This is a genomic window from Croceicoccus estronivorus (genome assembly GCF_001625325.1).
GTDB lineage: Bacteria > Pseudomonadota > Alphaproteobacteria > Sphingomonadales > Sphingomonadaceae > Caenibius > Caenibius estronivorus.
On record NZ_JRQQ01000010.1, the window covers coordinates 149,734 to 171,201 of the forward strand.

General features: G+C 62.9%; 15 protein-coding genes, 1 pseudogene and 1 riboswitch. Of the genes and pseudogenes, 6 read left to right on the top strand and 10 right to left on the bottom strand.

The genetic code is table 11. From position 1 onward, the window contains the following. Positions 1 to 20: 20 nt before the first annotated feature. Positions 21 to 644 carry a hypothetical protein gene (locus MB02_RS15475; RefSeq protein WP_082826245.1) on the top strand — a complete coding sequence of 208 codons (624 nt, stop codon included), beginning with the start codon at positions 21 to 23 and terminating at the stop codon, positions 642 to 644. Positions 645 to 732: 88 nt separating this feature from the next. Here the strand turns inward: MB02_RS15475 and lpdA are convergent, their stop codons facing one another. The 8 genes from lpdA to MB02_RS15515 form a co-directional block, all read right to left on the bottom strand. Further along, positions 733 to 2,136 carry a dihydrolipoyl dehydrogenase gene (gene lpdA / locus MB02_RS15480; RefSeq protein ID WP_067539718.1) on the bottom strand — a complete coding sequence of 468 codons (1,404 nt, stop codon included), beginning with the start codon at positions 2,134 to 2,136 and terminating at the stop codon, positions 733 to 735. A 97-nt stretch (positions 2,137 to 2,233) separates the two neighbouring features. Then, a complete protein-coding gene (odhB, locus tag MB02_RS15485; RefSeq protein ID WP_067539721.1) occupies positions 2,234 to 3,469 on the bottom strand; it encodes a 2-oxoglutarate dehydrogenase complex dihydrolipoyllysine-residue succinyltransferase in 1,236 nt (411 codons plus the stop codon). A gap of 20 nt (positions 3,470 to 3,489) precedes the next feature. Next, the gene (locus MB02_RS15490) at positions 3,490 to 6,357 is read right to left on the bottom strand and encodes a 2-oxoglutarate dehydrogenase E1 component (RefSeq protein ID WP_082826254.1); all 2,868 of its coding nucleotides are present in this window, start codon (positions 6,355 to 6,357) and stop codon (positions 3,490 to 3,492) included. A gap of 123 nt (positions 6,358 to 6,480) precedes the next feature. Next, positions 6,481 to 7,371, bottom strand: a complete 891-nt coding sequence (gene sucD, locus MB02_RS15495; RefSeq protein WP_067539733.1) for a succinate--CoA ligase subunit alpha — start codon at positions 7,369 to 7,371, stop codon at positions 6,481 to 6,483. 25 nt (positions 7,372 to 7,396) lie between these two features. Continuing rightward, positions 7,397 to 8,359 carry a malate dehydrogenase gene (mdh, locus tag MB02_RS15500; RefSeq protein WP_067539735.1) on the bottom strand — a complete coding sequence of 321 codons (963 nt, stop codon included), beginning with the start codon at positions 8,357 to 8,359 and terminating at the stop codon, positions 7,397 to 7,399. 299 nt (positions 8,360 to 8,658) lie between these two features. Then, the gene (locus MB02_RS15505) at positions 8,659 to 10,593 is read right to left on the bottom strand and encodes a putative bifunctional diguanylate cyclase/phosphodiesterase (protein ID WP_235829544.1); all 1,935 of its coding nucleotides are present in this window, start codon (positions 10,591 to 10,593) and stop codon (positions 8,659 to 8,661) included. A gap of 138 nt (positions 10,594 to 10,731) precedes the next feature. Next, complete coding sequence (locus MB02_RS15510; protein WP_067539737.1) at positions 10,732 to 11,040, bottom strand: hypothetical protein; 309 nt, start codon at positions 11,038 to 11,040, stop codon at positions 10,732 to 10,734. 179 nt (positions 11,041 to 11,219) lie between these two features. After that, the gene (locus MB02_RS15515; protein WP_082826255.1) at positions 11,220 to 12,512 is read right to left on the bottom strand and encodes a cell wall hydrolase; all 1,293 of its coding nucleotides are present in this window, start codon (positions 12,510 to 12,512) and stop codon (positions 11,220 to 11,222) included. A 27-nt stretch (positions 12,513 to 12,539) separates the two neighbouring features. After that, positions 12,540 to 12,749: riboswitch (cobalamin riboswitch) on the top strand. Between the two features lie 93 nt (positions 12,750 to 12,842). Between MB02_RS15515 and MB02_RS15520 the strand changes: the two genes are divergently transcribed. From MB02_RS15520 to MB02_RS15535, 4 genes are read left to right on the top strand one after another with little or no spacing between them, the layout of a single operon-like run. Next, the gene (locus MB02_RS15520; RefSeq protein WP_067539740.1) at positions 12,843 to 14,684 is read left to right on the top strand and encodes a TonB-dependent receptor plug domain-containing protein; all 1,842 of its coding nucleotides are present in this window, start codon (positions 12,843 to 12,845) and stop codon (positions 14,682 to 14,684) included. A 2-nt stretch (positions 14,685 to 14,686) separates the two neighbouring features. Continuing rightward, positions 14,687 to 15,625: an ABC transporter substrate-binding protein gene (locus tag MB02_RS15525; protein WP_067539743.1), complete on the top strand. Its 939-nt coding sequence runs from the start codon at positions 14,687 to 14,689 to the stop codon at positions 15,623 to 15,625. Beyond that, positions 15,622 to 16,575 carry a FecCD family ABC transporter permease gene (locus MB02_RS15530; RefSeq protein ID WP_067539746.1) on the top strand — a complete coding sequence of 318 codons (954 nt, stop codon included), beginning with the start codon at positions 15,622 to 15,624 and terminating at the stop codon, positions 16,573 to 16,575. The genes MB02_RS15525 and MB02_RS15530 overlap by 4 nt, the downstream gene beginning before the upstream one ends. Further along, entirely contained in the window at positions 16,575 to 17,321 is a 747-nt protein-coding gene (locus MB02_RS15535) for an ABC transporter ATP-binding protein (protein ID WP_067539748.1), read from the top strand. Before MB02_RS15530 ends, MB02_RS15535 begins: the two co-directional genes overlap by 1 nt. Before the next feature lie 31 nt (positions 17,322 to 17,352). Here MB02_RS15535 and MB02_RS15540 read toward each other — a convergent pair whose 3' ends face one another. Next, a complete protein-coding gene (locus MB02_RS15540) occupies positions 17,353 to 19,530 on the bottom strand; it encodes a M3 family metallopeptidase (RefSeq protein WP_235829545.1) in 2,178 nt (725 codons plus the stop codon). 143 nt (positions 19,531 to 19,673) lie between these two features. Between MB02_RS15540 and MB02_RS15545 the strand changes: the two genes are divergently transcribed. Next, positions 19,674 to 21,086, top strand: coding sequence for a surface lipoprotein assembly modifier (locus tag MB02_RS15545; RefSeq protein WP_170304757.1), 1,413 nt, complete (start codon positions 19,674 to 19,676; stop codon positions 21,084 to 21,086). A gap of 62 nt (positions 21,087 to 21,148) precedes the next feature. On the opposite strand, the pseudogene MB02_RS18185 reads toward MB02_RS15545, so the two are convergent. Beyond that, positions 21,149 to 21,451: pseudogene (locus MB02_RS18185) on the bottom strand (hypothetical protein); the annotation flags it as partial. Positions 21,452 to 21,468: the final 17 nt, after the last annotated feature.

Below are 21,468 nucleotides of genomic sequence, written 5' to 3' on the forward strand. Positions count from 1 at the left end.
TGCGTGAAAGGGGTTCCACAATGACCCGTTCTGTTTCGAAGGTTGCTGCTGCTGTCGCACTGGCCGCATGCACTTCCATGACTGCCGTACCTGCCATGGCAGCGCCGTTGCCGGCACCGACCCAATCGCATGGCGCTATCGCCAGTACTGCCGGTGGCTGGACGTCCGAGGACGATACCGTGCAGGCACGGCGATGGGATCGTTATGGCCGGTATCCCTATTACGGGCGCTACCATCGCCATCGCGGCGGAGTGGATGCGGGCGATGTGCTGGCCGGCGTGCTTGTCCTTGGTGGTATCGCAGCCATTGCCAGTGCTGCCAGCAATGCGAACAAGAATCGCGATTATCGCGAGCGGGACTATCGCACCGAAGATTATCGCTATCGCAACGATGACTATCGCGATCAGGACTACAACTATCGTGATAGCGGCCCTGATGGCTATGCTTCAGGCCGTGGCCTCGATCGTGCGGTCGATATGTGCGTTGCCGAGATCGAGCGCGGAGACCGGGTGGACAGCGTCGAAGGCGTTGATCGTTCGGCGAGCGGTTGGCGCGTCGAAGGGTATCTTCGCGACGGGCGCAACTTCAGCTGTGCGATCGATTCCGACGGACGCGTGCGCGGTATCGAATACGGCCGCCGGTAATCCAAATTCATCACTCTGCCGCAGTATCGTGCCTGGGCTCGATACTGCGGCATGAGGTACCTTTCCCGCCTCCGGGCGGGCCAGAATTTCAGATATGAATTGGCTTGCCCCGCACCGACATGGCGGCTTCCTTCAACGCTTCCGAATGGGTCGGGTGAGCGTGGCAGGTATAGGCGATGTCTTCCGACAAAGCGCCGAACTCCATGGCCTGTGCAGCCTGGGCGATCATCGTGCCGGCAACTGAAGCAATGATCCACACGCCCAGAACGCGATCGTCTTTCGCATCGGCGATCACCTTGACGAAGCCATCCGGCTCGCCATTGGTCTTGGCGCGGCTGTTCGCCATCATGGGGAACTTGCCGATCTTCACATCATGGCCTGCGTCCTTGGCTGCTTCTTCGGTCATGCCGACGCCTGCGAATTCCGGAGTGGTGTAAACCACGCTGGGAATCACGGCATGGTTCACGATGCCAACCAGCCCGGCAATGTTTTCAGCCACGGCAATGCCTTCGTCTTCCGCCTTGTGCGCCAGCATCGGGCCGGGGATCACATCGCCGACTGCCCAAACGCCATCGACTTTGGTGCGAAAATCGTGATCTGTTTCGATCTGGCCCCGCTGGTTGGTATCGAGCCCGGCCGCAGCAAGGTTCAGTCCGTCCGTGTTGGGGCGGCGGCCAATAGCGACAAGCACGCAATCGGCTTCCAGCGTTTCGGAATCGCCGCCAGCAGCCGGCTCAAGCGTAAGGGTGGCTTTCTTGCCTTTGACAGTGGCGCCAGTGACCTTGGTGCCGAGCTTGAGGTCCATGCCCTGCTTCTTGAAGATCTTGGCGGCTTCCTTGCGCACGTCACCGTCCATGCCGGGGAGCAGTTTATCGAGGAATTCGACCACAGTGACGTCTGCACCAAGCCGCCGCCAGACCGAACCGAGTTCCAGCCCGATCACGCCGCCGCCGATAACCACCATTTTCTTGGGGACGGCAGGCAGTGCCAGTGCACCGGTGGAGTCCACGATCACGCCCTTGTCGTTATCGACTTCGACGCCGGGCAGCGGGGTAACGGAAGACCCGGTCGCGATCACCACATTGCGTGCGGTGTAGGACTTGCCTTCCACTTCGACAGTGTGTGCGTCCTTGAATGAACCTGTGCCTTTCAGCCATTCGACCTTGTTCTTCTTGAACAGGAATTCGATGCCGCCCGTCAGGCCCTTGACCGCTGCTGCCTTCTCCCCCTGGAGAGCGGAAACGTCGATCTCGACCTTGCCGGTTTTCACGCCGAACTTCGCCAGCGTGCCATCATGCGCTTCCTCGAACAGCTCGGAACCGTGCAGGAGAGCCTTGGACGGTATGCAGCCGACATTGAGACAGGTGCCGCCAAGCGTTCCGCGGCTTTCCACGCAAGCCGTTTTCAGGCCGAGCTGGGCCGCACGGATTGCCGCGACATAACCGCCGGGCCCGGCACCGATGACAAGAACGTCGTAGTCGAATTCAGCCATTTTCAACTCCGTGAAGCGCGCCCCGCGCTGGAAATTGGGACGAGCGGACGTAGTTCAGACCCTCAGCACCGTTCCCGCAAAGGAACGGTAAAAGGGATCACAAATCGATCAGCAGGCGCGTCGGATCCTCGATCGCTTCCTTGATGATCTTCAATGCCGTAACTGCCTCACGTCCGTCGATAAGCCGATGGTCGTAGGACAGGGCGATATACATCATCGGGCGAATGACGATCTCACCATCGACCACGACCGGACGATCTTCAATGCGGTGGAGCCCGAGCACTGCCGACTGGGGCGGGTTGATGATCGGAGTCGACATGAGCGAGCCGAACACGCCGCCGTTGGAAATCGTGAAAGTGCCGCCTTTCATGTCATCCATGGTCAGCGTGCCGTCCTTGGCTTTCTTGCCATAGTCGGCGATCGCCTTCTCGATACCGGCGAACGAGAGCTTGTCGCAATCGCGGACCACCGGCACGACCAACCCGTTGGGGGCGCTGACCGCGACCGAGATGTCGACGAAATCGTGATAGAGGATCTCATCCCCGTCGATCTGCGCGTTGACGGCGGGAACGTCCTTCAATGCAAGGCAGGCCGCCTTGGCGAAGAAGCCCATGAAGCCGAGGCGCACATCGTGCTTCTTCGCGAACAGATCCTTGTATTTGTTCCGCGCTTCAATCACCGCCGACATATCGACATCGTTGAAAGTGGTCAGCAGGGCTGCCGTATCCTGCGCACTTTTCAACCGCTTCGCGATGGTCTGGCGCAGGCGGGTCATCTTTACCCGTTCCACATTGCGACCGCCACCAACCGCAGGGGCTGCGGCTGCGTCAGATGCGGCAGGCGAGGGTGCCGAGCCCGAATCCCGCGAGCCTGCATCCTTGGACTTCGCAGCGGCGAGGACGTCTTCCTTGGTCAGACGGCCATCTTTGCCCGTGCCCTTGATTGTCGAAGGATCGACACCGTGTTCCAGAACCGCGCGCCGCACCGCCGGAGACAGGGTCTGGGAAGCATCGTGAGCCGCTTCCTTAGCAGCTGCCGGGGCCGGAGCAGGGCTTTCCTTGGCGGAAGGAGCGGGGGTAGCCGTGGCACCGGCACCGCCTTCGTTCAGCAGGGCGATGACCGCGCCCACTTCCACGGTATCACCGACCGCAACGACCTGTTCGGCCAGTACGCCATCGGAAGGGGCAGGGACTTCCACTGCCACCTTGTCCGTTTCGAGACTGACGATGGGCTCGTCCGCTTTCACGGCTTCGCCTGGCTGCTTGAGCCATTCACCAACGGTCGCTTCGGTAACCGATTCGCCCAGAGTGGGGACTTTGACTTCGATCGACATGCTTCGCGTTCCCTGTCCGGTCAGGACTTCGACTTGCCGCCGGACTTACCGCCGGTGGCAGGATGATAGTTGGTGAGCGGGCCGAGCGGCGGCTGTTCACCGCCGGGCAGGCCAAGTGCCCCGTTGACCAACGCCTGCTGTTGCAGATTGTGCCGCATGGCGAGGCCGGTGGCGGGTGAGGCCGCCGCATCGCGCCCGACGTAAGAGGGGCGCATGCCCTTCTTGCCGGCGATGGTCAGCGCTTCTTCGATCTGGCTTTCGACGAAGAACCAGGCACCGTTGTTCTTCGGTTCTTCCTGACACCAGATGACCTCTTCGAGATTGGTCATCCGGGCAAGACGCGCAGCCAGAGGTTCGCCGGGGAAGGGATAGATCTGCTCGATCCTGATGATCGAGACATCGTCCAGCTTTTCCTCGTCGCGTTTCTCGATCAGATCGTACGCCACCTTGCCGGAGCACAGGACCGCACGGCGGATCTTTGCATCCGGAATCTCGGTCGTGTCACTGACGATCCGCCGGAAATGGCTATCGCCGGTGAATTCGTCCGCCGCGCTTTTCGCCATCGGATGCCGCAGCAACGATTTCGGCGCCATGATGACCAACGGCTTGCGGAACGGCCGCAACATCTGCCGCCGCAAGACGTGGAAGTAATTCGCCGGAACCGTGATGTTGCAGACCTGGATATTGTCGTTGGCGCAGAGCTGCAGAAAGCGTTCGAGCCTCGCCGAACTGTGTTCCGGACCCTGGCCTTCGTAACCGTGCGGCAACAGCAGGACGAGCCCGTTGGCGCGCAGCCACTTTACCTCGCCCGCGGCAATGTACTGGTCGATGACGATCTGTGCGCCGTTGGCGAAATCGCCGAATTGCGCTTCCCACAGGACGAGCGTCTTCGGGTCTGCCGAAGCGAAGCCGTATTCGAAGCCAAGCACGCCATATTCCGACAGCGTGCTGTCATAGACCTCGAACTTGCCGTGCGGCAGCGTGGTCAGCGGAATATATTTGTGTTCGTCCTTCTGGTCGATCCAGATGGCATGGCGCTGACTGAACGTGCCCCGGCCGGAATCCTGCCCGGAAAGGCGAACGCCGAAACCTTCCATCATCAGGCTGCCGAAAGCGAGCGCTTCGGCAGTTGCCCAGTCGAACCCTTCGCCGTCAGTGAACATCTTGCGCTTGGCATCGATCACACGGGTCAAGGTCTTGTGAATTTCAAGCTCGCCGGGAACGCTGGTCAGCGTACGGCCCAAGCTTTCGAACAATTTCGGTTCGATCGCGGTCGGCGTATTGCGGCGCGCGGTTTCCGGATCGGCAGGCTTGTAAAGACCGGCCCAGCGCCCGCCGAACCAGTCAGCCTCGTTGGGCTTGTAGGATTTGCCCGCTTCGAATTCCTCGTCGAGCAAGTCGACGAATTCGCGCGTCGTCTCCTCCAGGAAGGAATCGTCGATGATGCCTTCCGCCTTCAGCCGTTCCGCATAGATCGCGCTGACCGGCGGATGCTGCCGGATGCGCGCATACATCAAGGGCTGGGTGAAGCTGGGCTCGTCGCCTTCGTTGTGACCGAAACGGCGATAGCACCACATGTCGATCACGATATCGCGTTTGAATGCTGTGCGATAATCCATCGCCAGCTTGCAGGCGAAAGTGACCGCTTCCGGATCGTCGCCGTTCACATGCAGGATCGGAGCCTGAATGCCTTTCGCAACGTCCGAAGGATAGGGCGAGTTGCGCGCGAACTTCGGGCTGGTGGTGAAACCGATCTGGTTGTTGATGATGAAGTGCAGACAGCCGCCGGTCGAATAGCCACCGACACCGGACAGGCCGAAACATTCCCACACGATGCCCTGGCCTGCGAAAGCCGCGTCGCCGTGGATCAGCACAGGCAATACCTGCTCGTGCTTGTCGAGATCTTCCCGGAAAGCCTGCTGGGCGCGGACCTTGCCGAGGACGACCGCATCCACCGTTTCGAGGTGGCTGGGGTTGGGGACCAGCGACATGTGCACCTTGATTCCGTCGAATTCACGGTCGGTGCTGGTGCCGAGGTGGTATTTCACGTCGCCTGAGCCGGCCACATCGTCCGGGTTGGCCGAGCCGCCGGAAAATTCGTGGAAGATGACCTTGTAGGGCTTGCCCATGACGTTGGCGAGCACGTTCAGGCGGCCGCGGTGGGCCATGCCGTAGACGATTTCGCGCACGCCATACTGGCCGCCGTACTTGATGACGGCTTCCAGGGCGGGGATCATGGATTCGCCGCCATCGAGGCCGAAACGCTTGGTTCCGACGTACTTCTTGCCGAGGAACTTTTCGTACTGCTCCCCGCGGATCACGGCCGAAAGGATCGCTTTCTTGCCATTTTCCGTGAATTCGATTTCCTTGTCCGCGCCTTCCATGCGTTCCTGGAGGAAGCGGCGTTCCTCCACGTCGGCAATGTGCATGTATTCAAGGCCGACCTTGCCGCAGTAATTGGCGCGCAGGATCTCGACCAGTTCACGCGGAGTGGTCCATTCGAGCCCGAGATTGCCGCCGACATAGACCGGCGTATCGAGCGCGGCGCCGCCGAGCCCGTGATATTCCGGGGTCAGGTCCGCGGGAAGGTCGCGCGTGGCGAGGCCCAGCGGATCGAGATCGGCCGCGAGATGGCCACGCACGCGATAGGTGCGGATGAGCAGCATTGCACGGATGGAATCGCTGGCCGCCCGTTCGACGGCGCCTTCGTCCATCTGCTTGCCGGCTTTGGCGGCAGCTTCCTTGACCGCCACTTGCATGGCAGTGGGATCGAGCGCCTGTGTCAGGTCGTCTTCTGACGCGCCGCCGACCAGCGGCCAGCGCGTATTCTGCCATGACGGCCCTTGCTGGGGGCCATCAGGCATAAAATCGTGCAGTTCGTTGCCCATGATAGGGGTCACCTCTGGTTGCCCGGCCGTTCATCGGCCTCGCAATGGCAATGTCCCAACCGCGTATATGCTCCCTGGGGAGGTGGGAGGCAGGTCCCCGGTTGAGCGGGGACCTGCATAGGATCAGGCGTATTCCTTAAGAAGCCCGTCCAGCGTCTCGCCAAGCAGAGAAGGCGAGGGGGAGACGCGGATACCGGCATCTTCCATTGCAGCGATCTTGTCTTCGGCGCCGCCCTGGCCGCCGGAGACGATGGCGCCAGCGTGGCCCATGCGACGTCCCGGAGGAGCGGTACGGCCCGCGATGAAGCCGACCATCGGCTTCTTGCGGCCACGCTTGGCTTCGTCCTTGATGAACTGAGCGGCTTCTTCTTCGGCGCTGCCGCCGATTTCACCGATCATGATGATCGACTTGGTTTCGTCGTCGGCCAGGAACAGTTCGAGGACGTCGATGAAGTTGGTGCCGTTGACCGGGTCACCGCCGATGCCGACCGCAGTGGTCTGGCCAAGGCCGATGTTGGTGGTCTGGAACACGGCTTCATAAGTCAGCGTGCCCGAACGGCTGACGACGCCGACGGAACCCTTCTTGAAGATGGAGCCCGGCATGATGCCGATCTTGCATTCACCCGGCGTGAGAACGCCGGGGCAATTCGGGCCGATCAGGCGCGACTTGGAACCCTGCAGGGCACGCTTCACGCGCACCATGTCGAGCACCGGAATGCCCTCGGTGATGGCGACGATCAGTTCCATTTCCGCGTCGATCGCTTCGAGGATCGAGTCAGCAGCGAACGGCGGCGGAACGTAGATGCACGAAGCCGTTGCGCCGGTTGCGGCCTTGGCTTCGGCCACGGTGTTGAAGTTGGGCAGGCCGATGTGAGTCGTGCCGCCTTTGCCGGGGGTCACGCCGCCGACCATCTGGGTGCCGTAGGCCAGAGCCTGTTCGGTGTGGAAAGTACCGGTTGCGCCGGTCATCCCCTGGGTGATGACCTTGGTGTTCTTGTCAACGAGAATGGACATGAGAAACTCCTGAGGAAGAGGGCGATCAGCCGAGGTTGCCGTCGATGCCCTTGCAGGCTTCGAGCAGTTCCTTGACTGCATCGATCGAGACCTGGAGGTTGGACTTGGCTTCGTCGTCGAGAGCGATCTCAACGACTTCCTCGATGCCATCGGCGCCGATCACGGCGGGAACGCCGACATAGAGACCGTCAACGCCATACTGGCCCGTGAGATGCGCGGCGCAAGGCAGGATGCGCTTCTGGTCGCCGAGATAGGCTTCCGCCATGGCGATGGCCGAAGCGGCCGGAGCGTAGAAGGCCGAACCGGTCTTGAGCAGGCCGACGATTTCGCCGCCGCCCGAACGGGTGCGCTGCACGATCGCGTCGATGCGTTCCTTGGTCGATTTGCCCATCTTGATGAGATCGTCGACGGGAATGCCCGAAACGGTGGTGTAGCTCGTTACCGGGACCATCGTGTCGCCGTGGCCGCCGAGCACGAATGCATTCACGTCGCGTACCGAGGTGTTGAATTCCCAGGCGAGGAAAGTCGCGAAGCGGGCCGAGTCGAGCACGCCGGCCATGCCGACGACCTTGTTGTGCGGCAGGCCCGAATATTCGCGCAATGCCCAGACCATCGCGTCGAGCGGGTTGGTGATGCAGATGACGAAAGCGTCAGGGGCATTTTCCTTGATGCCCTGGCCGACCGACTGCATGACCTTGAGGTTGATACCGAGCAGATCGTCGCGGCTCATGCCCGGCTTGCGCGGCACGCCGGCAGTGACGATGATGACATCTGCGCCTGCGATGTCCTTGTAATCGTTGGTGCCGGTGATCTTGGCGTCGAAGCCCTGGACCGGACCGCACTGGGAAAGGTCAAGCGCCTTGCCCTGGGGGATGCCTTCCGCGATGTCGAACAGGACGACATCGCCGAGTTCCTTCTGAGCGGCGAGATGGGCTAGAGTGCCGCCGATGTTCCCGGCGCCAATGAGGGCAATCTTCTTGCGAGCCATAATGAGTGGAATTCCTTCCCTGTTGAGGGGCATTTCAGGCATTTTGGGCAAGCCGCGCCAACAGGGCGGCGGCGCCCGGCTAACCGGTTTGCCCTAGGCTCGTGACACTGCCATTGCAACCGCGAAAAGGCCCTTGAGGGCAACTATCTTTGATAATGGTTTGCAGGAGCAATAATGTGCGTTTCGCTCTGCTCAAACGCATTGCGATTCTGGTGCCTGTGCTCGAAATGCGTCGGACGCGGATTGGTTCCTGTTGTAAGGCCTGACTTCTCGCCCCGATGGGCAAGTTCAGTCAAAATTCAACTCGCTTGCAATTTATGTTGCTGCGTGTCGCGTTCGCGGGCGAGCAGCATGGCGGCCAGATAGTCGGGCACGGCACGGCTGAAATAGTATCCCTGGCCGAGATTGCACCCTGCGTTCCGCACTGCCTGGACCTGTTCGACCGTTTCCAGCCCTTCCGCCACGATGTCCATTTCCAGCGTGGAACCCATTTCGGCCACGGCGCGGATGATCGCTTCCGTCTTGCGGCCAATGTTGGGGCCGGAGACGAAGCTGCGGTCGACCTTGATCTTCTTGAACGGGAACTTGTTGATGTAGCCGAGCGAAGAGAAGCCGGTGCCGAAATCGTCGAGAGCGAAACGCACGCCCATGGCGGAAAGTTCTTCGATGAAGTGGGCGGTGTTTTCGTTGTCTTCGAGGAACAGGCTCTCGGTCACTTCCAGTTCCAGCCGGGCAGGGTCGAGACCGGCCTCGCGCAGGGCGCTCTGAATGCCGAGTGCTGCGCCCGGTGCCTTGATCTGCATCGGAGACAGGTTGACCGCCACCGTGACGTCTTCCGGCCACTGGGCGCAGGCCTTGGCCGCCTGGACCGCGATCCAGTTGCCCAGAGTGATGATGACTCCGGTTTCTTCCGCCACCGGGATGAATTCGTCCGGTCGCAGTTCGCCCTTCTCGGGATGGAACCACCGCACCAGTGCTTCGAATGTGCGGATGCGGCCCGTTTCCAGATCGACGATCGGCTGGAAGAAGATCGACAATTCGTCCTGCTGGATCGCGGCGCGCAGTTCGGCCTCGATCTCTTTGCGGCGGACGAGGTTGCGGGTCATCGACGGGTCGAAGAAGCTCGCCTGATGCCCACCGGCGACCTTGGCATGATAGAGCGCGAGATCGGCGCTCTGCATCAGTGTGGCGATATCGTGACCGTCATCGGGCAGCAGGGCCACACCCAGCGATCCGCCGAGTTCCAGCCGTTCGCCATCCACTCTGAAGGGGCGATGGAGTTCGTCGAGGATATATCCGGCGAGATGTTCGGCATCTGCCCGATTGGCCAGTTCGCATGCGACGATGAATTCATCGCCGCCGAAACGCGCAAGCGTGGCCCCGTCAGGGGCCTGTGTCGACAACCTCTGGGCGACTTCGGCGAGAACCTTGTCGCCGACGGAATGGCCGAGCGTGTCGTTGACTTCCTTGAACCGGTCGAGATCGATCCACAGCAGCATCAGCTTGCGATTGTGGGGCAGGGCCAGGTATTTCTCGGTCAGTTCGTGGTTAAGCCCCGCCCGGTTGGCGAGGCCGGTGACGACATCGGTCCGGGCCAGGACCTGCATGCGATCCGCCAGCTTGGTGCTGTTTTCGGCTTCGAGGATCGATTTGCGCAGGGTGGCGAAGACGTTGAGCGTGATCGACGTCATCGCGGGCAGAAGCAGGATGACCGTGATGCCGAGCGCGATATAGGCCAGCGATCCGTTCGCGATCAGGGCGGCGATGACGGGCACGATCGACAGGAAAAGCTGGCCGATGGCAATGGCGGGCCGCCCGGCATTGCGCGCGGCGATGCCGGTGCCGTAACATAGCGCCACCGCCACTGTCATGACCTGGACATGGCCGCCCACATCCAGCCAGATGCTGAGCGCGGCGATCATGCCGAGCATGATGGAGTAACTAAAAGCGCCGACTTCGTAGGTTATTTCCCATTTGCGGGCGTCTTCCGGTGCGATATCGCGCTGTCCGATCCAGTAACCCAGTGCAATTCTGATCACGGCGACAACAGTCAGAATGACGGCTGCCTGCGTAAGCACGATATTGTTGCTGAGATAGGCGGCGATGGCGCTGGAGACGACGCCGTTGATAGCGCCGATGGCCAGACTGGTGGGCTGGGTATAAAGCGTTTCGAGCAGCAGCGCGCGCACGCGGTCATCCACGGCGTCATCGCCGGTGACCAATCGTGTCATCATATTGCGCAACCGTGTTATTGGCTTGCTCCTGTTCGCCCCTGCGCGGAAGGCTTAGCCAAAAAGCGTGACCGAGTGGTTAAGAGGCTGCTTACCAATGATACGGCGCTGCCCTAGGGTCAATCGGCTGACAAGACGCATTCAGGCACGAGTGCTTTCTGTCTCGCTGCTCAGTTCCCGGGCCATGCGCTTGTCCAGCCTGCGGCAGATCTCCAGCCACCAGTCATAGGATTTCCGGTCACCGGCGAAGAAGGCGGCTTTCGCCTGCGCGCGGGCTTCCTGGGGCGCGCTCAGCCCATATTCGGAGAAATGGCGGAGTGCGGCATAGAGCATCAGATCGCTGGTAGCGGTATCGACATCGTTTGCAGGACGACGGGATTTCGGACACTTCATGACCCGCGCCACCGGCGAATTGGTGGCGTTTCGAGCGGCTGCGAAATGAATTGTCATCGAAAGGCCTCGTTGCGCAGTGTCCGGAGGCGTTCGTCTAATCAGGCCGGGCTAAGCCTTCGTTCGCGGTCATGGTTACCGCGTTGTTAGTGATTTGCCGAAGGGTGCAGAATTTCGGGATGCAATGAGGGAACCGCGTTCTGCAATCGTTTGGCGTATCGCCCGGTGCAAAGCGGCTCTCAGCGAGGGGCGGCGATCCACTCGCCGGTGCGCGCGTATTCCGCTTTCACGCTGCCCGTCTGCGGCAATCTGGTGCCGTCATATAAGGCATCGCCGCCGCGTGCTTCGATGGCCGGGGTGTAGTCGGGCCGGGGCGGGGTAGACGCGCTCGCGCGTTGCAGGCCGTCCGAGTAGGCCTTCGCCAGCGCCACGGGATCGAGTGCTGCAACGGGATCGGTGACAGTGCGGGCGTGGGGCGAGGCAGCGGGCTCGTTACCGGCATATGCGCTGCGAAAGGCGGACAAACGCCCGGCCGCGCCGCGCCAGCCATAGAAGATGTGCGCCCCGATCGTGGTCAGACGATCCAGGCCCTTGGCCCAGTAAGGATTGACCTGAATGGTATGATAATGCGTCGCCAGCCCGACAGGAGCATAGACCGCGCCATTCAGGGCGGCCTGCGCCACCGCACGGGCGCGGTTCCAGCCGAAGCGCGATGGTGTGCGTGACAGCGAACCGTCGCAGGTGAAAGTGAACTGGCAACCCGTCTTGCGCTCTGACCCCTGGAAGACGACGCCGCAAACGGTGTTCGGGTAAGTCGGATGCGCGACCCGGTTGAGCACGACCTGCGCGACGGCGCGTTGCCCGGCATCGGATTCACTGGCCGCTTCATAGTAGATCGCCATGGTCAGGCACTGCAAGGCGCGGGCTTCATCCCCGGCAGTGCCGGATGCCACCAGCGGGCGGGCGGCAGAAATGACAGCGCGTGACGCACCCGGAGCGGGATCTTCGTTATCCCAATGCGCGCCGGTATCCAGATCGCCGTTTCCGGCGGCAGCCGCCGGGGTCAGGTCGTCATCGGCGAGGTAGTAAAAGGCGGAACCGGGAAAGCTCTCGCCAGCGGTTTCGAAACCCATGGACGTGGCGTCGGCCGCATGGTCGCGAACCATTACCGGCCTACGCCATTCCCCCGGCGCGGCAAATGCGGGCACGGCCACGGCCACTGCCAGCACGGCGAGCCGCCGCCCGCGATGCTTCATCCGCCACCGCGCCGAAAGCGGCCGCGAACGGCGGCTGAACCGGGCGCTGAAATCGCCTGGCCGGTCCTCGACGGGAAAACGGGTGGAAATCAAAAGAGGCTGCCCTTCCGGTGGGGTGCGAAAATCGCGCTTCGGCGCGTAGCTGCAATTCCGGAAACGCGCAGCCGTGTTCTGGCCGCCGTCCCGAAGCGATACAGTAGCGGAGCAAAGGTTAACGAATGAAGGGCGTGTCCCGCGCGATGGCGGTCTGATCGCGATGCGTGCGGTGCTTGCCATGCGTAGCATCGCCGCATAAAGGGCGCGCACGTCATGGGTTGTCCGGGCGGGCCGTTGGCCCTGTCCGGGCCTAAGAGGGAAGCCGGAGTCAAACCGGCGCTGCCCCCGCAACTGTGACCGGGGAGCGTTCCTTCCGATATGCCACTGGCCTGGGGCTTTTGCCTCTCAATGGCCGGGAAGGCGGGTGGGGCGCGACGATCCGGGAGCCAGGAGACCTGCCCGTGTCAGTCGTTCAGCCGAGGGGCGGGGTGTACCTTGGGCAGCGTCGGGGCGGCTATTCGCAGGGCGCCTCTCGCCACGAACGGCACATCGTTCGTCGCGGGAGGTTTTATGTATAAATATCTGTTTCTCTTGGGGTCTTCACTGGCCGTGGCGCAGCCTGCCATGGCTGAGGATGGTGAGATCACCGTTACCGCCACAGGTCTGGCGCAACCGGTCGAGCACACGGGGCAGGCCGTCACCGTCATCACGCGTGACGAGATCGAGCGCGTTCAGGGTGCCGATGTCACGCGCGTGATTCAGCGCCTTCCGGGCACGACTTTCACGCGTACCGGCCCGATGGGCAGCCTGACATTGCTGGGCGTGCGCGGCGCTCCGGCCGGGCAGACGCTGGTGCTGATCGACGGGGTGCGGGCGAACGACCCGGCCAACGCCAACGCCGAATTCGACCTGTCGCAGTTGAACACGGCAACGATCGACAGCATCGAATTGCTGCGCGGCCCGAACTCGGTTGTCTGGGGCAGTCAGGCAATGGGCGGGGTGATGAACATCGTCACCCGGATTGAAAACGGCTATTCCGCCAGTGTCGAATATGGCGGGGACGACCGGGTAACCGCCTCTGCCGCTGCCGGAATGACGAATGAAAAGCTGGAGGCGGCGCTGTCCGCCGGCTTCGTCGATGCGGGTGGCTATTCATCCGCGGCTTCCGGCACCGAGAAGGACGGGTACAGGCAGTACAACCTCGCCGGTCGCGCACGTTATCATGTGACCGAGACGCTCTCGCTCACGGCCAATGCGCGTTACACGCACGGGAAAGTCGATCTCGACGGTTATCCGCCGCCCAATTACACTTTCGCCGATGCGGACGTGACGGAAAAGCTGCGCGCCTGGTCGGGCCGCGTCGGCGCGCTTTACGATGTCGGCATTCTGAAACTGAACGCGGGCTTCTCCATCTCCGACACGGAGCGGGTGGGAGACGATCCCTCCTATCCTTACAGCATCGACGGCCGCTCCGAACGGGCGGAGCTGTTCGGACGGGTCGCCTTGCCGGGCCAGCTCGCACTTGATTTCGGCGGCGATTACGAATGGAGCCGGTTCAGCAACGCGCCGGACGCCGGAAAGGCGCACAACGGCAGCGTTCATGCCCTGCTGGGTTATTATGGGGATCGTCTGATCGTGACTGCCGGTATGCGGTACGACGATCATTCCGATTTCGGCGGGGAATGGACGTTCGGTGCCAATGGCGCCTACGAAATCGCGCCCGGCTGGCGTTTGCGCGCCGCCTATGGCGAAGGGTTCAAGGCGCCGACACTGTACCAGTTGCTGTCGCAATACGGGAACCCCGACCTGCTGCCGGAACGCAGCAAGGGGTACGAGGTCGGCGTGAGCCATGGGGAGCGGGGCGATCCGGTCTATCTCTCTCTGACGGCCTATCGCCGGGATTCGAAGAACCTGATCGACTTCTTCAGTTGCTGGTCGGGTACGGCTCCGCTCTGCGCCACGCGCCCGTCCGGTTTTTACTACAATGTCGGCAAGGGGCGGGCGCAAGGCATCGAGGCGGAAGTGGGCCTGCAATGGGCACCCGGCCTCTCCAGCCAGTTCGCCTACAGCTATACCGACACGGAAAACCGCACGCCGGGAGACGTGTATCGCGGCGCCGATTTCGCCCGCCGTCCGGCGCACATGGTTTCCGCTTCGCTCGATTGGGAAAGCACCATGGGACTGGCACTGGGGTTCGATGTGCGCGTGGTCGGCGATGCCTTCGACGATCGCGCCAATGCGACAAAGCTCGACAGTTACGCGCTGGGCGATATCCGGGCGAGCTACCGGGTCAATGACATGATCGAGCTGTTTGGCCGCGTCGAAAATGTCTGGGACCAGGATTATGCGATTGCCGCGGGCTATGGCACACAAGGCCGGGCCGCCTATTTCGGCGTTCGGTTGAGGAAATAGCATTGACTGGAAACCGCCCGGCAGAGCCGTTCCCGCACACGCGGGGGATGCGCTTGATCCGGGCGGTGTTCCATGGTGGGCTGGCCTGCGCGGCGGCCCTGACCATGGGAGGATGCACCGGGGCACCGGACACGGCGAAACGGGACCATCCGGCCATCGTTTCGCTGAACCCCTGTGTCGATGCGATCCTGGCCGAAGTGGCCGATCCCGAACAGATTCTGGCGATTTCGCATTACAGCCGCGATCCGCGCGCCAGTTCGATGCCGCTTGCAGTGGCGCGCCAGTTCCGCGCTACCGGTGGTACTGTGGAAGAGGTCATGGCGCTGAAGCCCGATGTGGTGATGGCGGGCACGTTCATGCCCCCGGCCACTCGGGACGGGTTTCAGCGGATGGGGATCAAGGTCGAAGCGTTCGCCATCGAACACAATGTGGGTGATAGTCTGGCCCGCGTTCGCCGTATTGCCCGGCTGGCGGGCCACCCCGAACGGGGGGAGGCTCTGGTCGCCCGGATAGAACGAGCACTGGATGCCGCAGCACCGTCGCCCGGCCATCGCCCGATTGCAACTGTCGTGTGGCAATCCGGCGGTATCGTGCCGGGGCACGATGCGCTGGTCAGCGATCTGATGCGGCGCACGGGCTTTGTCAGCCAGTCCGCCGAACGGGGGCTGGGGCAGGCCGATTACCTGCCATTGGAAGAGATGCTGTCCGATCCGCCGGAACTGATCCTGACGGCAGGGACGCCGGGCGACGGGGAAGACCGGATGCTTGCGCATCCCGCACTGGATGCCTTGACCGGAACGCAGAGGGCGCGGTTCGATCCCGGTCTGCTCTATTGCGGCGGGCCGACCATTATCCGCGCCGTTGCAAGACTGTCGGAAGTGCGGCGCGAACGGGATGCCGCAACCGCGCAATCTCCGACCCGGAAAGGGCCGGTCGCATGAAGCATCGGGCGACATGGCTGTTCGCGATTCTGCTGGTCATCGCCTTGCCGCTGTCGCTGCTGGCAGGGCGGATATGGCTTGACCCCTGGAGCACGCCCAATGCCGCAGTGATCCTGATGGAACTGCGATTGCCGCGCGGTATCCTTGCGATCGTAGTCGGGGCCGGGCTGGGCGCGGCGGGTGCGGCTATGCAGGGCTATTTGCGCAATCCGCTGGCCGATCCCGGCCTGTTCGGCATTGCACCGGGGGCGGCGCTGGGGGCTGTGCTGGCCTTGTTTCTCGGCCTTGCCACGGCGTGGCTGTTGCCACTGTTCGCTCTTGCGGGTGCGGCAGGGGCCATGGCGCTGCTGGCCTTGATTGCCGGGCGGACAGGCGGGATTGCCCTGTTTACTCTGGCGGGGATGATGCTGGCCAGTCTGGCCGGGGCATTGACTTCGCTGCTCATCAGTTTCGCGCCGAATGCGTTCGCGGTTTCCGAAATCGTCACCTGGCTGATGGGGGCGTTGACCGACCGGGGGTGGCATGAAGTCTGGCTGGCCGCGCCGCTCACTCTGGCGGGGATCGTGTGCCTGACAAGGGCAGGCAGGGGGCTGGATGCCTTGACGCTGGGTGAGGCGGCGGCCCGTTCGCTGGGAATCCAGCCAGTACAATTGCAGGCATGGCTGATCGCGGGGGTCGGGCTGACAGTCGGTTCGGGAGTGGCAGTGGCGGGGGTCGTCGGCTTCGTCGGATTGATCGTGCCGCATCTCGTCCGTCCGCTTACCGACCGGCGGCCATCTTCGCTGCTGGTGCCCAGTGCGCTGGCTGGTGCCCTGCTGGTGCTTGTCGCGGATGCGCTTTGCCGCATTCTGCCGCTGGTTACCGAATTGCGGCTGGGCATCGCCCTGAGCCTGCTTGGCGCACCGTTCTTCCTGGCCTTGCTGTTGCGCATGCGGCGGGGGATGGCGTGATGCTGGAAGCGCGCGACATCGCAGTTACCCTTGGCCACCATCCGGCATTGCACGGGCTTTCGGTCGCGCTCGAACCCGGAACGGTCACGGCCATATGCGGGCCCAACGGTGCCGGTAAATCGACCCTTCTTTCCACGCTGGCGGGATTGCTGCGGCCCGACAGCGGGCAGGTGCTGCTGGATGGAGGCGCGCTGTCCGGTCTCGTGCCGCGAGTGCGGGCGAAGGCCATCGGCTATCTTCCGCAATCCGCCGAAGTCGCATGGGACGTATCGGTGGACAGCCTCGTCGCTCTGGGGCGTCTGCCGCATGGCGATGCGGCAGGAGCGGGGGCTGCCGCGATTGAGGCGACCATCGCGGCGCTCGATCTTCAGCCTTTGGCCCAGCGCCCTGTGTCGCAGCTGTCAGGCGGGGAAAAGGCGCGGGCGTTGCTGGCGCGGGTGCTGGCGGGCCAGCCCCGCTGGATATTGGCCGACGAACCGCTTGCCGCGCTCGACCTCGCGCATCAGCTCGCATTGCTGGCCCGGCTGGGTGAAGCGGCGCAGCGTGGGGCTGGCGTTGTTCTGGTGCTGCACGATCTCGCTCTGGCAATGAATCATGCGGACCGGGTGCTGGTTCTGGAACAGGGGCGGCTGGCAGCCGACGGGCCGCCGCAAGAGGCGCTGTCGGAAGCCGTCATCGCGCGGGTGTGGGGCGTCGCGGCCCGCTGGCTGGGCGAACCGGGCGCGCGGGCTTTGGCCACGCGCTAGGCCCGGTTCTCCGGCGGGGCCGCTGTGCGTCTTATTCGCCGCTGTCCGGGCCGAGGCCGCGTGCTTCCACCATGGCGTCGATCTGCGGATCGCGCCCGGCATAGGCGCGATACATTTCGGCATAGTCCATCGTGTTGCCGCGGCTGAGGATCTTCGCCCGGAACGTGTCGCCTGCCTCGCGCGTCAGCCCGCCGCCCTGATTCATCATGTAGGCGAATGCGTCATGCGCGATCATTTCGGTCCAGAGGTAGGAATAGTAGCCTGCCGCATAACCGTGGTCCCAGATGTGGCGGAAATAGGGGCTGTAATAACGCGGCGGGACCAGATCGACCCGCAGGGCCAGGCTATCCAGCGCGGCCTTTTCGAACGCATCGGCATCCGGCACCTTCTGCCCGGCCTTGAGTGCGTGCCACTTCATGTCCAGCAGCGCCGCGGCCACGACTTCGCCCAGCGCATAGCCCTGATTGAACTTGCTGGCCCGGTCGATCTTTTCGACCAGCGCATCGGGGATCGTTTCGCCCGTCTGATAATGCTTGGCATAGTGTGACAGGATGGCCGGCTGGCTGGCGAAATTCTCGTTGAACTGGCTGGGAAACTCAACGAAATCGCGCGCGGTGTTGGTGCCGGAAACGGAGAGATAGTCCTGATCCGCGAACAGGCCGTGCAGGGCATGGCCGAATTCGTGGAACAGCGTCACCACGTTGTCCCAGCTCACCAGCTGGGGTTCGCCTGCGGCGGCTTTCGAAATGTTCAGCACGTTGTAGATCACCGGCTTGGTGCCGAGCAGCCGCGATTGTTCGACGAAATTGCCCATCCAGGCGCCGCCCTGCTTGTTGGGGCGGGCGAAGGGGTCGAAATAGAACAGGCCCAGTTCCGACCCGTCCTTGTCATAGACGGTGTAGGTCGTCACATCGGGCTGATAGACGGGAATATCGGTGCGCCGCTCGAAAGTCAGCCCGTACATCATGTTCGCCGCATGGAAGACGCCGTCTTCCAGCACGCGGGTCAGCTCGAAGTATGGCTTCACCTTTGCTTCGTCGAGATCGTATTTCGCCTTGCGGACTTTCTCCGCGTAATAGTCCCAATCCCACGGACGGACGGAGAAATCTCCGCCATCGGCCATGATGGCCGCATCCAGTTCGCCTGCTTCGGCCAGTTGCTTGTCGGCCAGCGGCGTGACCAGCCGGGCCATGAAATCCAGCGCGTCCGCCGGGTTCTTCACCATGCGGTCGTACATCGCGTAGCTGGCATAGTCCGGATAGCCGAGCAGGGCGGCCTTTTCGGCGCGCAGCTCCGCCATTTGCGCGATGATCGCGCGGGTGTCGTTATCGTCCCCGCGCGAAGTGCGCGTCACGCTGGCTTCATAGAGCCGACGGCGCGTTTCGCGGTTGGTCAGGCTGGCAAGCTGCGGTTGCTGCGTCGTGTTGATGAGGTTGAGGACATATTTCCCCTCAAGCCCGCGCTCCGTCGCTTCTTTCGCCGCGGCTTCGATCTCGGCATCGGAAAGCCCGTCCAGTTCCTCCCGCGCGTCGACGACCAGCGCGGCATCCTTGGTCGCCTGAGTCAGCTTCTGCGAAAATTCGGTGCCGAGCGTGGAAAGCTGTTCGTTCAGCGATTTGAGCGTGGCCTTGTCGGCATCGCCCAGTTGTGCGCCCGCATTGACGAAGCGGTCGTAGGTCACTTCCAGCAACCGCGCCTGTTCCGCGCTTAGCGAGAGGTTGTCCCGGCCGTCATACAGCGCCTTGACCCGGGCGAAGAGCAGGGAGTTGAGATAGATCTCGTCCGCATGGGCGGCCAGCTTCGGGGAAACCGCCTTTTCCACGGCGTCCAGCGTGTCGTTCGTGTTCGCGCCGACCACGGCATAGAAAGCCGCGAGCGCGCGGTTCAGTTCCTGGCCCGACCATTCCAGCGCGGCCAGCGTGTTGCCGAACGTGGGCGGTTCGGGATTGGCGGCAATCGCCGCGATTTCCGCCTGTTGCGCAGCCATGCCTGCTTCGATCGCGGGCTGATAGTCGGCATCGGTAATGTGCGCGAAATCGGGGGCCTGAAACGGCAACGGGGAAACGTGGGCGAACGGCCCGGAAGAAGGCGCGGTTGCGGCGGGGGCTTCAGCTTCGGCTTCGCCCTTTTCGGCGGCAAGGCTCATGGTCGGGACACTCGCAATGGAAATGGCGGACGTGGCGGTAAGCAGCAGGTTGCGGAACGACACGGGAAGGGACTCTCCTGATCTTGCGGCCTTGAGGAATGGCCGAGATGTGCCCGAAATGGTTGCAGTTGAACAGGGGAGAAACGCGCTCCGGGTGGACATCGGCCCTCCGCGCGATAAGGCAACCCCACTCTTGGGGGGTAATCATGCGACGATATGTATTCGGCGCAGCCGCGGTGCTGTGCCTTGTATCCGCACGCCCGGTCTGGGCGCAGGACGGGCTGGCTTCCGGCCTGAACGAAGGCGGGAACGAACGGCTGAATAACGGGCCGGATGCGGGAATGAATGGTGCACCGGCGGCAGATGAAGCCGCACCAAAGCGGGAATTGAACGCTGCGGAGATGTTCGCCTTCGCCGATGCCGCGCGCGACCGGGGCGATTACGACACGGCCCGCGCGGCCTATCGCGCGCTGACTCTCGATCCTGCCATCGACCTGCGGACGGAAGCGCGTTTTCGCCTCGGCATGATGCTGGCCGACAAGCAGGGCAAATATCGCGAGGCCGCTGTCGAATTTCGCAAGATCCTGGACGAAAGGCCGGAGACGCCGGGGGTCAGGCTCCAGCTTGCGCGGATGCAGGCGCAACTGGGCAACCTTTCCGCCGCCCGGCGCGAATTGCGCGCCGTGCGCGCCAGCGGGCTGCCGCCGGAAGTGGACCAGATCGTGCGGTTCTATGCCAATGCGCTGGAAAGCCTCAAACGCGTCGGCGGCAGTTTCGAAGTGGCGCTGGCCCCCAGCAACAATATCAACCGGGCGACCAGGGCGGATACGCTCGGCACGATCATCGGCGATTTCACGCTGGACGACGATGCGAAGGCGAAATCGGGAACCGGCCTGTCGCTGAAAGGGCAGGCCTATGGAAGAGTGCCGCTGTCGCACCGGCTCGACCTGCTGGCGCGGGTGTCGGGCGATACGGACCTGTATCGCCATCGCGATTTCAACGACATCGCGCTGTCCGCCCAGATGGGGCCGCAATGGCGTTCCGGGAGGGACCGGCTCTCGCTTGCCGGGCTGGCGGCCTGGCGATGGTACGGGGGCGATCCCTACAGCTTCACATATGGTGTGACAGGCAACTGGCTGCACCCCACGGGCAAGCGCAGCCAGGTGAGGCTGGACGGTTCGGTGGTGCGTATCGACAATCGCCGCAACGATCTGGAGGATGCGACCCGGTACATGCTGGCAGGCACGGTCGAGCGGGCTTTCAGCGCGCGCGCCGGGGGAGGGATACAGCTATCCGCCCAGCGGTCGGTGGCCCGCGATCCCGGCTATTCCGGGACGCGCGGCGGAATGGATGCCTTCCTGTTCCGGGAATTCGGCAAGACAACCGTGGTTCTGAACGTCGGCTATTCGCGGCTGACTGCGGACCAGCGGCTGTTTCTCTATCCCCGATTGCGCAAGGATAATCGCTACAGCGCAAGTATTGCTGCGACGTTCCGTTCTCTCCGAATCGGTTCAATCGCCCCCTTGGCGCGGCTGAAATACGAATATAATCGATCCTCAGTCGAAATATATGATTTCAATAGGGTTGCTGCCGAACTCGGAATTACTGCCGCGTTCTGATTACTTCGTTTTTTCTTGGGGAATTCATTCATGGGTAAGTTGCGTTCGGCGGCACAAGTGTCGCTGCTTTCGATTGCGTGCATGCTGACTGCTTGCGGAGGGGGTGACGAGGTGAATAGCGCACCCCCGCCCGAACCTGCTCCCGCGCCCGAACCCACGCCTGACCCGGAACCGACCCCTGAGCCTGAACCAACGCCCGAGCCGGAGCCGACCCCGGAACCGGAGCCCGAACCGGAACCGGAGCCAACTCCTGAGCCAGAGCCAGAGCCAGAGCCTGAGCCTGAGCCGACTCCCGACCCCACACCGTCTGCGTATCGGACATTCGATGAACTGACCGGCGACCAGACGTTCCAGACCGCGGGCATCACTTATTCTCTCAACG

Bases quoted from the DNA above. Each gene is read 5' to 3' on its own strand.
- MB02_RS15475 (WP_082826245.1), top strand. From the start codon at position 21: ATGACCCGTTCTGTTTCGAAGGTTGCTGCTGCTGTCGCACTGGCCGCA.
- lpdA (WP_067539718.1), bottom strand. From the start codon at position 2,136: ATGGCTGAATTCGACTACGACGTTCTTGTCATCGGTGCCGGGCCCGGC.
- odhB (WP_067539721.1), bottom strand. From the start codon at position 3,469: ATGTCGATCGAAGTCAAAGTCCCCACTCTGGGCGAATCGGTTACCGAA.
- MB02_RS15490 (WP_082826254.1), bottom strand. From the start codon at position 6,357: ATGGGCAACGAACTGCACGATTTTATGCCTGATGGCCCCCAGCAAGGG.
- sucD (WP_067539733.1), bottom strand. From the start codon at position 7,371: ATGTCCATTCTCGTTGACAAGAACACCAAGGTCATCACCCAGGGGATG.
- mdh (WP_067539735.1), bottom strand. From the start codon at position 8,359: ATGGCTCGCAAGAAGATTGCCCTCATTGGCGCCGGGAACATCGGCGGC.
- MB02_RS15505 (WP_235829544.1), bottom strand. From the start codon at position 10,593: ATGATGACACGATTGGTCACCGGCGATGACGCCGTGGATGACCGCGTG.
- MB02_RS15510 (WP_067539737.1), bottom strand. From the start codon at position 11,040: ATGACAATTCATTTCGCAGCCGCTCGAAACGCCACCAATTCGCCGGTG.
- MB02_RS15515 (WP_082826255.1), bottom strand. From the start codon at position 12,512: ATGGCAAGCACCGCACGCATCGCGATCAGACCGCCATCGCGCGGGACA.
- MB02_RS15520 (WP_067539740.1), top strand. From the start codon at position 12,843: ATGTATAAATATCTGTTTCTCTTGGGGTCTTCACTGGCCGTGGCGCAG.
- MB02_RS15530 (WP_067539746.1), top strand. From the start codon at position 15,622: ATGAAGCATCGGGCGACATGGCTGTTCGCGATTCTGCTGGTCATCGCC.
- MB02_RS15535 (WP_067539748.1), top strand. From the start codon at position 16,575: ATGCTGGAAGCGCGCGACATCGCAGTTACCCTTGGCCACCATCCGGCA.
- MB02_RS15545 (WP_170304757.1), top strand. From the start codon at position 19,674: ATGCGACGATATGTATTCGGCGCAGCCGCGGTGCTGTGCCTTGTATCC.